Below are 11,037 nucleotides of genomic sequence, written 5' to 3'. Positions count from 1 at the left end.
GCCCCCCGGGCGCCCCCCCCCCCCCCGGGGGGCCGGAATGGTTTAGTCAGGAGATGTCATGAACCGACTCCGTTTGCTTGGCCTGCTGTGCTGTATCTTGCCGCTCGGGCTGGCGCACGCCTCCCGCATCAAGGATCTCAGCTCGGTGGAAGGGGTGCGCAGCAACCAGTTGATCGGCTACGGTCTGGTGGTGGGCCTGCCCGGGACGGGCGAGAAGAACAACGCCTTCACCGAGCAGACCTTCAGGACCATGCTCAACAACTTCGGCATCAAGGTGCCGGACAACATCAAGCCCAAGATCAAGGACGTGGCGCCCGTGGCCATCCACGCCGATCTGCCCCCCTTCTCCAAGCCGGGTCAGACCATAGATGTCACCGTCTCCGCCATCGGCGAGGCGAAGAGCCTGCGGGGCGGCACCCTGCTCCAGACCTTCCTCAAGGGGCTGGACGGCCGCGTCTATGCGGTGGCCCAGGGCAGCCTGGTGGTCGGTGGGCTCGGGGCCGAGGGGGCGGATGGCTCCAAGGTGGTGGTCAATACCCCCACAGTGGGGCGCATCGCCAACGGGGCGACCGTGGAGCGTGAAGTGCCGAACTCCTTCTCCCAGGGGGACACCATCACCTTCAACCTGAACCGGCCCGACTTCACCACGGCCCGCCGGGTGGCCGACGTGGTCAACGATCTGGTAGGCCCCAACACGGCCCAGGCCCTGGACGCCACCTCCATCAAGGTATTCGCGCCGCGGGATCCGAGTCAGCGGGTCGCCTACCTTGCAACCATCGAAAACCTGGAAGTGGATCCGGCCACCGAGTCCGCCAAGATCATCGTCAACTCGCGCACCGGCACCATAGTCATCGGCAGCGAGGTCAAGCTGAGGCCCGCCGCCATCAGCCATGGGGGCCTGACGGTCACCATCGCCGAGAACCAGCAGGTCTCCCAGCCCAATCCGCTGGCGGGGGGCGAGACCGCGGTCACCAACAACTCCACCATCAACGTGCAGCAGGATCCGGGGCGCATGTTCAAGCTCGACACCGGGGCGACCCTGGATGACCTGGTGCGGGCGGTGAATCAGGTGGGGATAGCGCCGGGGGATCTGATGGCGATCCTGGAGGCCCTGCAGCAGGCGGGGGCCATTCAGGGGCAGCTGGTCATCTTGTAACAGGCTGTCTCGGCGAATCTCCGGGCTGGCGCAGCAGCCGGCCCGGAGAGCCAACAGGTAATACAGTCATTTCTTGAGCGGCAAGAGGTTGCCACGGGCGGCAAAGAGGAAGGTTATGGCAGAGTTCGACACCCAGAGTGGTATCAATCTTGGCATGGTGCAGGACGTTCAGAACCTGGACAAGCTGCGCCAGATGAGCCACAGCAAGGAAGGGAAGCAAGAGGCACTGATGGCGGCGGCCCGCCAGTTCGAGTCCATCTTCACCCAGACCCTGTTCAAGGGCATGCGCCAGGCCAACTCGGTGTTGACTGAAGGCAACCCGATGAACAGCAGCTACACCCAGTTCTACGAGGGGATGCTGGACGAGCAGCGGGTCTCCGACATGTCGAGCAAGGGGGGCCTTGGCATCGCCGAGATGGTGGCCAAGCAGTTCTCCCCCGAGAAGACCTTCACCCATAACGACGGCCGGGTGCTCAAGCTGCCCCAACGCACCGAGCGGGTCTACAAGCCCTATGAAGCTCCCAGTGCCTCCAACGATCTGATCGCCGCTTCCAAAGTTGGCAAAGATTTTGCTGATAACGAAATGAAGAGCGAGATGAAGGGTGGACTGAATGGGGCCGAGTCCTCGTTGAACCTGCCCAGACGCCCCCATCGCACCGTGCCGCCCATGGGCAGCAGCCCGCGGGCCTCGGCCCTGGATGAGAGCGCCAAGGTGTTCGACAGTCCGGAGGAGTTCGTCGAGCGCCTGATGCCGCTGGCCAAGAAGGCGGCGGACAAGCTGGGGCTGAGCCCGGCGGTGCTGGTGGCCCAGGCCGCCCTTGAGAGTGGCTGGGGCAAGCGGGTGATCAAGGACGGGGAGGGGCAGATGAGCCACAACCTGTTCGGGATCAAGGCCGATCCCCGCTGGGAAGGGCCCAAGGCCGTGGTGAGCACCCTGGAGTACGAGCAAGGGGTGGCGTCGCGCCAGAAGGCGGCATTCCGCTCCTACGAGTCGTTTGAAGAGAGCTTCAACGACTATGTGGACTTCCTGACCTCGGGGAGTCGCTACAAGGGGGCGCTGGCCAAGGTGGACAGCCCGGATCGCTATTTCGAGGCGCTGCAGCAGGCCGGTTATGCCACCGATCCCCAGTACGCCAGCAAACTTAAACAAGTGTTGCGCAGTGATGCCATCGCCGGCTACTCGATGCCCGGCAACGCTGCGACCAGGAACACAGAGATGGAGCTGTAAGCTATGGCAAGCGATCTGCTTGGAATCGGGACTTCGGGTGTATTGGCCCAGCAGCGACTGCTGCAGACCACCAGTAACAACATAGTGAACGTCAACAGCCAGGGCTATGTACGTGAACGCACCCTGATCTACACCAATTCCGTCGGATTGGGCACGGGCGACATGGTGAGCGAGCGGGTCATCAACGCCTACGCCCAGGCTGAGGTGCGCCGGGATACCTCCGCCTACCATGCCGCAGGCTCGCGCTACGATCAGCTGTTCCAGCTCGACAGCCTGCTGGGGGATGCCAGCAACAGCGTGGGCACCACCATCACCTCCTACTTCAAGGCCTTCCACACCGCCAACGAATCGCCGGCGGAAGTGGGCGGGCGCAAGACCACCCTGAGCGAGCTCAGCGGCATGGTGGATCGCTTCCACACCCTCTCCGCCCAGCTCGACAAGCAGAGCGACACCATCAACGCCACCATAGGGGACGAGACGGACAGGGTGAACAGCCTGCTCAGCAGCATCAACGATCTGAACCAGGCCATAGTCCGGACCCAGGGCTCGCCGGAAGAGAACCTGATGCTGTTCGATCAGCGTGACGAGGCGATCCGCCAGCTCTCCGAGAAGATGGAAGTCCGCACCGTGACCCAGCCCAACGGCAGCATGCTGGTCAACATGAGCACGGGGCACTCCCTGGTGCTGGACGGCGGCGTGGCCCAGTTCAAGGTGGTGCCGGGCAGCCCGGACTCCCGGGATGCGAGGCTGCAACTCACCCTGGGGGCCAACCAGGCCAACATCAATGACAAGGATCTGGGGGGCGCCATCGGCGGCCTCTTCACGGCGCGCAACGATCTGGAGCCCGCCAAGCGGGAGCTGGGCCAGCTGGCGGTCGCCATGGCCGATGCCATGAACCAGCAGAACCGCCTCGGCATGGATCTGGACAACGAGCTGGGAGGGGATCTCTTCTCCCTCAAGGGGAGCCAGGGGCTCCCCTATGCCAGCAACCAGGGCAGCGGGGCGGCCAGCGTGAACTTCGTGCCCGGCAAGGGCTCGGAAGTGACCACCTTCGATTACGAAGTGCAGTTCAACAACGGCACCGATTATGAGGTCTTCTCCATCGACGGCTCAGGGCAGCGGACTTCGGTGGCGACCGGCACCACGCCCCCCGCCAAGTTCGAGGTGGCCGGGCACGGCATCGAGATCGACCTGTCCGGCACCCCGGTCGGGGGCGACAAGATAGTGCTGCAACCCACCAAGCACGCCGCCGCCGGCATGGCGCAGGCCGCCACCAGGCCGGAAGACATCGCGCTGGCATCCCCCATCAAGGCGGACAAGCATTCCCAAAACCTGGGCTCGGGCGAGATCAAGGTCAACAGCGTCTACAACACAGGCACGGGGTCGGGCTTTGGCACCAATACCCTGGACCCGAGCGCTCCCCAGGTCATCAAGATCGACGGCAGCGGCAACTACGAGGTCTATGACAAGAACAACAACCTGCTCGGGGTGGCCCCCGCCTCCACCAAGGGGCAGAACCTGATGTCCGCCCTCGAGCTGCCGCTGGGCACACCCATAGTACCGGCCCTGACCCCGGGCTACGACTTCAGCATCACCGGCAAGGTGGAGGCCAGCGACAGCTTCACCCTGAGCTACAACAAGGACGGCTTTGCCGACAACGGCAACGGGCTGGCGCTGGCGGAGCTGCAGAACAAGGAGCTGGTGCGCAAGAACAACAATGCCGCCACCAGCAACGACAAGATGACCTTCAACGACGCCTACAGCGCTCTGGTGACCGGGGTGGGCAACAAGGCCAGCCAGGCCAAGACCCTGCTGCAGGCCAATGAGGCCAAGCTGACCCAGAGCACCGCCATCTTCGAGAGCGTCTCCGGGGTCAACCTGGAGGAGGAAGCGGCCAACCTCATCCGCTTCCAGCAGTCCTATGCCGCCTCGGCCCAGATAGTCAATACCGCCAAGACCATCTTCGATACCCTGTTGTCTTCCGTGAGGTAAGTCATGCGCATCACCACCAACATGATCTATGACCGCAACCTGGCCTCCATGAGCAAGGTGAGCGAGCGCCAGAATACCGCCTATGAACAGCTGATGACGGGGGAGAAGTTCTCCCGGGCGGGGGAAGACCCCTCCGGCATGGGCCAGAAGCTGGCGCTGACCAAGGAGATCGATCTCTTCAAGCAGTACGGCGTCAACGGCAGCCTGCTGGAGAACAGCCTGGGCCACGAGGAGACTGTGCTCACCTCCCTTAACAACGCCATGCTGAGCGCCCAGACCCTGATCCAGAAGGCGAACAGCTCGGCCATGGGCTCGGAGGAGCGCAACGCCATCGCGAGCGAACTGGAGGGGCTGCAGAAGCAGATGTTCGATCTGATGAACAGCAAGAACTCCCAGGGGGAGTTCATCTTCGGCGGCAACCAGAGCAAGACTCAGCCCTTCGTAAAAGATGCGAGCGGCAACTATGTGTTCCAGGGGGACACCGGGCAGCGCAGCATCCAGGTCTCCCCCACGGTGCAGATCCCGGCCAATGACTCCGGTTTCGATCTGTTCGAGATGGTGGCGACCCGGCGCACCGCCAGTGGCACCAGCGCCAACATCCAGGTAGGGGTCGGGGATCAGGGGAACTTCGAGAGCTTCTATCGCAACAACTACGACTCGTCTCTTGCCAGCAATTCGTTCACCGTGAGCACTCAGGTGGGCCCGCCGGACAGGTACGAGATCCGGGACAGCGGCGGTGGCCTGATCCAGGACGGGGACTACAGCGCGGGCAACAAGATCACCTTCAACGGGCTGGAGCTGACCCTGGACCTGCCGGCAGGGGGGGCGGATCAGACCTTCGTGCTGGACAAGCCGAAGAACGACAGCGTGCTCAACGGCATGTCCGACTTCCTCACCGCCCTGCGCGACCCCACGCTCTCGGCGGACGGCTTCCAGCTGGCGGTGGCGGATGCCACCACCCACATGAACAACGCCAGGACCAAGATAGACAGGGGGCTCGGCGAGCTGGGTGGCCGGATGAACAGCCTGGAGCAGGTGATGGGGTCGAACGACGGGCTCAGCACCCTGAACCAGCAGGCGCGGGCCAAGGTCTCCGAGGCGGACATGTACGAGGTGATTGCGGCGCTCTCCAAGGAGGACGCGGCCATGAGCGCCTCCCAGCTCGCCTTCAGCAAGATAAGCAAGCTGACCCTGTTCGACTATATCCGCTGATATCTACCCGTTGATCGCCCGCTCCCCCGTGGCCCAGGCCCGGGGGAGCGTTCTTTTCATGGGCGGCCCGCTTCCCGCCCAATTTGTAACAACCCGTTGCCAGGAGCCCAATGGCCTTGACTCGGGGAGGCCCCGGACAGATGATGCCGCCCGCACCACCCAGGTGGCGCGCATTTTTCGCAGCATCTCGTTAGGCGAGGCTCCTGCATAAACACAGGCCACTGATCTCACGACGTCCAGAGACGCCCAAGATCAGGACAGTTTTCATCGGATTAAGGTGTCAACCCAAGTGGCTTCCGGCATGCCGGATACGTTATGCAGTGCTAAAGCTGGTACGTGGGGATGAAAACACGCCGGACGGCGTCATTTCCTGCCTGTTACTCGTCAATCAAATTGCTGTTTTCTTGTCGACAGCGACCGGTGCGTGCCGGTTGCCTTCAGGCCCTGCCTGAAATCACATGAGGATATCTGTGATGAAGAAAACACACACCCTGCTCAACCGTCATCAACTGCTCGATCTCGCCGCCCTGCAGGGCTGGCTTGACCACAACCTGGACCCGGTGCAGCGGGCCGATCAACTGCTGACCCTGCGCCCGGAAGAGCTCAACTGCGTCTTCGATACTCTCCCTGCGCCGCGAGGAGCCGCCCTGCTCGCCTCCCTGTCGGCGGAGAGCGCGGGCCAGCTGCTGCTGCGCCTGCATGGCAGCATAGTGGGCGTGCTGCAGGAGGCCATTCCCCGGCGCGATATGGTGGCCATCCTGCGCAAGCTGGGTGCCCAGGATCGCACCAGGCTGCTGGCCCGCTTCCCGACCCAGGCGCAGGCCATCTACGATGCCCTGCTCGATTGGCCGAGCGAGTCGGTCGGTGCCAACATGCGCCACGAATACCTGGCCGTCGACCAGGGCACCACGGTGGAGAGCGCCAAGCGGCGGATCCACGACGCCTGGGACAAGGCCCAGCTGTTTCAGCACCTCTATGTGGTCGACGGCGAGCGGCGCCTGCTCGGCAGCGTCTCCCTCAAGTCCCTGCTCATCGCCGATCCCCTGCGGCCGGTGAGCGAGCTGATGGAGCGGGAGGCGGTGCGGATCAACGCCCGGGCGGATCAGGAGCTGGCCGCCCGCCTGCTGATCGATCGCGACATCTCGACCCTGCCGGTGGAGGATCAGGGGCGCCTGGTGGGGGTCTTCCACGTGGATGACGCCGCCGACATCCTGGAGCTCGAATCCACCGAGGATGCGGAGTTACAGGGGGGCTCATCCCCCCTGGATACCCCCTATCTGCAGGCCACTCCCTGGCAGCTGTGGCGCAAGCGGGTGGGCTGGCTGCTGATCCTGTTCGTGGCGGAGGCCTACACGGGGACAGTGCTGCGGGCCTTCGAGGAGCAGCTGGAGGCGGCCATCGCCCTGGCCTTCTTCATCCCCCTGCTCATCGGCACCGGCGGCAACAGCGGCACCCAGATCACCACCACCATAGTGCGGGCCATGGCGGTGGGGGAGGTGAGCCTGAAGAACCTCGGCACAGTGCTGAGAAAGGAGCTCTCCACCGGTCTGCTTATCTCGGCCGCCATTGCGTTGGCCGCCTGGGTACGGGCCTGGAGCCTGGGGGTGGGTCCCCAGATCGGCATGGTGGTCACCCTGACCATCATTGCCATCGTGCTCTGGAGCGCCGCGGTCGCCTCCATCATTCCCATGGTGCTGCGTCGCCTGCGCATCGATCCGGCGGTGGTCTCTGCCCCCTTCATCTCCACCCTGGTGGATGGCACCGGCCTCATCATCTATTTCGAAATCGCCAAATGGTTGCTGCCCGAGCTGCAGTGACAACGACAGAAAGCAAGAAGGCAGCCATCGGCTGCCTTCTTTCGTTTGAGGTGAACGATCACCCGAGCTGGAACAGCAGGGGCCAGCCCTGCTCCTGGCAATAGCGGTGCTCCTTCTCCAGGTTCTGGATCAGCAGGCGGTTCTCCTCGCACCAGTCGGTGGGCAGGGTGACCACCAGCTGATCCCCGGCGGCCTGCACCCGCCACTCCGGCAACAGGTTGTCCTGGCGCCTGTGGTGGGCCGCCACCGCGAGGCGCAGGATGCGGATGCAGCGCAGCACCGTCTGCTCGTCGTGGTTGGGCAGGGCGGGCAGCTCCGAGAGCTTGAGCCCCTTGCGCTGGAAGCGCACCAGGGCCGCCAGCAGGACCTGATCGTCCTGGTTGAAACCGGGCAGATCCGTGTTTTGCAGGATGTAGGCGGAGTGGCGATGGATGCCGCTGTAGTTGATGGCAAGGCCGATCTCGTGCAGCCGCGCCGCCCAGCCGAGGATGGCGCGATAGGGCTCGATGGGCATCTCCCAGGGATCGCTCAGGGCGTCGAACAGATCGAGGACGCTCCGCTCCACCCGGGTGGCCTGGCGCTTGTCGATGTGGTAGTGGGAGCTGAGGGCGAGCGCGGTGCGCTCGCGAATGTCGTGGTGCTGCAGCCGCTCCTCGAACTCATAGAGCAGCCCCTCGCGCAGGGCGCCGTCGGAGTACTCCATCCGCTCGATGGGCAATGAGGTGAAGAGCCCGAGCAGTATGGCCACGGCGGCGGCAAAGACTCCCTGGCGCTCCTCGGTGAGGCCGGCGAGTTTGAGCTGGTCGACCCGCTTGTGCCTGAGCATCTCTTCTTTCAGCCGCTCCAGACCCGCCAGCGTGATGGCGCCATCCGTCCACTCCTCCCCCTGCAAGACGTCGCGCACGGTGCGAATGGATCCCGAGCTGCCGAGGCAGCTCTGCCAGCCCAGCTTGCGGTACTGGTTGATGATGGGGGCGAGCTGGTGCTGCGCCTCCAGCACGGCGCTGTTGAAGGCCTTCTCGCTCAGCTTGCCGTTGGCAAAGAAGCTCTGGGTGAAGCTGACGCACCCCATCTTGCGACTGGTGAGGGCCTTGTGTTCGAAGCCCTCGCCGATGATGAGTTCGGTGCTGCCGCCGCCGATGTCCACCACCAGCACCTGGCCTTCGATGTGCTGGGTATGGGCGACCCCCTGATAGATGAGGCGTGCCTCCTCCTGGCCGCTGATGATCTCGATGGGGTGGTTGAGCACCTCGGCTGCCTCGCGCACGAAGTCCCGGGCGTTGCTGGCGCGGCGCAATGTGTAGGTGCCGGCGATGCGGATCTGATCCGGCTTGATGTTGGTGAGGCGCTCGGCGAACAGGGCGAGGCAGTCGAGCCCCCGGGCCATGGCCTCCGCCGACATGCGGCGCTGCTCATCCATCCCCTCGGCGAGGCGAACCCGCTCCTTGATGCGATCGACGATCTGCATCCGCCCCTCGTTGAGGCGGGCGATGACCATGTGGAAGCTGTTCGACCCCAGATCGACAGCGGCGTACAGACTATTGTCCATTGTTTGACTCGATACGTTTGAGATAGTCGTAAATCGCAACCTGGGAGCGAACCTTACGGCGGTTGCCCCGCTTCACGTATTCGTTCTTCTGATCGGCATCGATGACCCGCGCCTTGCAGGTGTCGCTCAGCTGCAGCTCGAGGATGTCCAGGATGCGTTGTTTCAGCCGCTCGTCGTAGATGGGGGTGCCCACCTCGATCCGGCCGTCAATGTTGCGGCTCATCCAGTCGGCGCTGGAGATGAACAGCTGGGGGTTGCCCTTGTTGTGGAACACCATCACCCGGGGGTGCTCGAGGAAGCGGTCGATGATGCTGATGACCTGGATGTTGTCGCTCAGGCCCGGCACCCCGGGACGCAGGGCACACATGCCGCGGATGATCATCTGGATGGGCACCCCGGCCTGGCCGGCGGCATAGAGGCGGTTGATGAGGTCTCTGTCCACCAGGTTGTTGATCTTGAGGGTGATGCCGCAGGGCTGGCCCGCCTTGGCGTTGGCCAGCTCGTTGTCGATGAGGCGATAGAGCTGGCGGCGGCTGTTGATGGGGGAGACCAGCAGGTGGTTGAATTTGTAGCGTTTATAGGGGTACTCGATGTATTCGAACACCCCCTCCACCTCGGCGGTGATGTCCGGGTGGCGGGTCAGCAGGGAGAAGTCGGTGTAGATCTTGGCGGTCTTCTCGTTGAAGTTGCCGGTGCCGATATGGGCGTAGCGCACCGCCTCGCCATGTTCGTGGCGGGTGATGAGGCAGAGCTTGGAGTGGATCTTGAGGCTGGGCACCCCGAACACCACCTTGACCCCGGCATCGGTCAAAATGTTGGCCCAGTCGATGTTGGCCGCCTCGTCGAAGCGGGCGCGCAGCTCCACCACCACAGTCACCTTCTTGCCGTTGTTGGCGGCGTCGATGAGGGAGTGGATGATCCGTGACTTCTTGGCGACCCGGTAGATATTGATGCGAATGGCGCTGACCGCCGGATCGAACGCCGCCTGGCGCACCAGCTCGGTGAAGTGGTGGAACTTGTGATAGGGGTAATAGAGCAGTATGTCCTGCTTGGTGATGGCGTCGAAGGCGTTGACGAAGCCATCGAAATCGCGGCAATCCAGGGCCGGCAGCTTGGGGTTTTCCAGATAGTCCCGGCCCACGTTGGGGAAGCCGATGAAATCCTTGAAGTTGTGATAGCGCCCGCCCGGCATGATGGCGTCGTAGGAGCTGATCTGCAGCTTGAGCTTCAGGAAGCTTATCATGGCCGCGGGCATCTCCCGCTCGTAGACGAAGCGCACCGGCATGGCGGTGAGGCGCTGCTTCAAGCCGTCACTCATCTTGTCCACCAGGCTCAGATCCAGCTGGTCGGAGAGATCGTACTCCGCATCCCGGGTCAGCTTGACCGCATAGGCCGCTATCTCGTCGTAGTCGAAGAAGCCCTTGAAGATCTCGTCCAGGCAGAAGCGGATGACGTTGTCCAGGATGATGATCTGCTTCTTGCGGCGGGTCCCCTCCGGCGGCAGCTGGAAGAAGCGGGGCAGATCGTCGGTCGGCACCTCCACCAGGGCGTACTGGATCACCTGGCCGTTCTTCTTCATCTCGATGGCCAGATAGGTGTGCTCGTCTTTGAGGAACTTGACCGGGTTGACCTCCTTGTTGAGGAGGATGGGGATGATGTGGCGCAGCACCTTCTCCTTGAAGAAGACCCGCAGCCACTGCTGGATCGCCTCTGAGAGCTGGTTCTCGTTGACCAGGAAGATGTTGTGGCGGGCCAGGGCGATCAGCAACTCCTTGTAGGTGTTGTCAAACGCCTCGCCGAGCGCCATCACCTTCTGCTGGATGGCGCGCAGCAACACCTTGGCCTCGTCATCGCCACCGTGCACCTCGTTGATGAGGATGCGGCGCTTGACGTCCGAGACCCGTACCTTGAAGAACTCATCCTGGTTGGAGGAGAAGATCCCCAGAAAACGGACCCGCTCGATGAGGGGGACCGTCTTGTCCATTGCCTCTTGCAACACCCGTTCATTGAATGAGAGCCAGCTAAGCTCTTTCTCTTCATACTGCCTGTCGGTGCTCATCTGGTGCCTCTGTACTCAGGTTGC

General features: G+C 63.3%; 7 protein-coding genes and 1 riboswitch. Of the genes, 5 read left to right on the top strand and 2 right to left on the bottom strand.

Going from position 1 to position 11,037, the window contains the following annotated elements:
- Positions 1-58: 58 nt before the first annotated feature.
- The 5 genes from AAHB08_RS19615 to mgtE all read left to right on the top strand — a co-directional run bounded on the left by AAHB08_RS19615 (position 59) and on the right by mgtE (position 7,405).
- Positions 59-1,156 (top strand): flagellar basal body P-ring protein FlgI, encoded by a 1,098-nt coding sequence (locus AAHB08_RS19615; RefSeq protein WP_111910118.1) that lies wholly within the window; start codon positions 59-61, stop codon positions 1,154-1,156.
- 115 nt (positions 1,157-1,271) lie between these two features.
- A complete protein-coding gene (flgJ, locus tag AAHB08_RS19610) occupies positions 1,272-2,384 on the top strand; it encodes a flagellar assembly peptidoglycan hydrolase FlgJ (protein ID WP_319916630.1) in 1,113 nt (370 codons plus the stop codon).
- 3 nt (positions 2,385-2,387) lie between these two features.
- Positions 2,388-4,376, top strand: a complete 1,989-nt coding sequence (flgK, locus tag AAHB08_RS19605) for a flagellar hook-associated protein FlgK (protein WP_342059844.1) — start codon at positions 2,388-2,390, stop codon at positions 4,374-4,376.
- 3 nt (positions 4,377-4,379) lie between these two features.
- Positions 4,380-5,588, top strand: coding sequence for a flagellar hook-associated protein FlgL (gene flgL, locus AAHB08_RS19600; protein WP_342059843.1), 1,209 nt, complete (start codon positions 4,380-4,382; stop codon positions 5,586-5,588).
- A 179-nt stretch (positions 5,589-5,767) separates the two neighbouring features.
- A riboswitch (M-box (ykoK) riboswitch) is annotated at positions 5,768-5,937 on the top strand.
- A 124-nt stretch (positions 5,938-6,061) separates the two neighbouring features.
- Positions 6,062-7,405, top strand: a complete 1,344-nt coding sequence (gene mgtE / locus AAHB08_RS19595; protein ID WP_202046125.1) for a magnesium transporter — start codon at positions 6,062-6,064, stop codon at positions 7,403-7,405.
- Positions 7,406-7,463: 58 nt separating this feature from the next.
- Here the strand turns inward: mgtE and ppx are convergent, their stop codons facing one another.
- The gene (ppx, locus tag AAHB08_RS19590; protein WP_342059842.1) at positions 7,464-8,954 is read right to left on the bottom strand and encodes an exopolyphosphatase; all 1,491 of its coding nucleotides are present in this window, start codon (positions 8,952-8,954) and stop codon (positions 7,464-7,466) included.
- Positions 8,944-11,013 carry a polyphosphate kinase 1 gene (ppk1, locus tag AAHB08_RS19585; RefSeq protein WP_342059841.1) on the bottom strand — a complete coding sequence of 690 codons (2,070 nt, stop codon included), beginning with the start codon at positions 11,011-11,013 and terminating at the stop codon, positions 8,944-8,946. Before ppk1 ends, ppx begins: the two co-directional genes overlap by 11 nt.
- Positions 11,014-11,037: the final 24 nt, after the last annotated feature.

The sequence above is a fragment of the Aeromonas sp. OTU364 genome (genome assembly GCF_038440395.1).
GTDB lineage: Bacteria > Pseudomonadota > Gammaproteobacteria > Enterobacterales > Aeromonadaceae > Aeromonas.
Note: the sequence above shows the minus strand (reverse complement) of the source record. Positions and strands in the feature narration are given on the sequence as shown.

Coding starts and splice junctions, on each gene's coding strand:
- AAHB08_RS19615 (WP_111910118.1), top strand. CDS start 59: ATGAACCGACTCCGTTTGCTTGGCCTGCTGTGCTGTATCTTGCCGCTC.
- flgJ (WP_319916630.1), top strand. CDS start 1,272: ATGGCAGAGTTCGACACCCAGAGTGGTATCAATCTTGGCATGGTGCAG.
- flgK (WP_342059844.1), top strand. CDS start 2,388: ATGGCAAGCGATCTGCTTGGAATCGGGACTTCGGGTGTATTGGCCCAG.
- flgL (WP_342059843.1), top strand. CDS start 4,380: ATGCGCATCACCACCAACATGATCTATGACCGCAACCTGGCCTCCATG.
- mgtE (WP_202046125.1), top strand. CDS start 6,062: ATGAAGAAAACACACACCCTGCTCAACCGTCATCAACTGCTCGATCTC.
- ppx (WP_342059842.1), bottom strand. CDS start 8,954: ATGGACAATAGTCTGTACGCCGCTGTCGATCTGGGGTCGAACAGCTTC.
- ppk1 (WP_342059841.1), bottom strand. CDS start 11,013: ATGAGCACCGACAGGCAGTATGAAGAGAAAGAGCTTAGCTGGCTCTCA.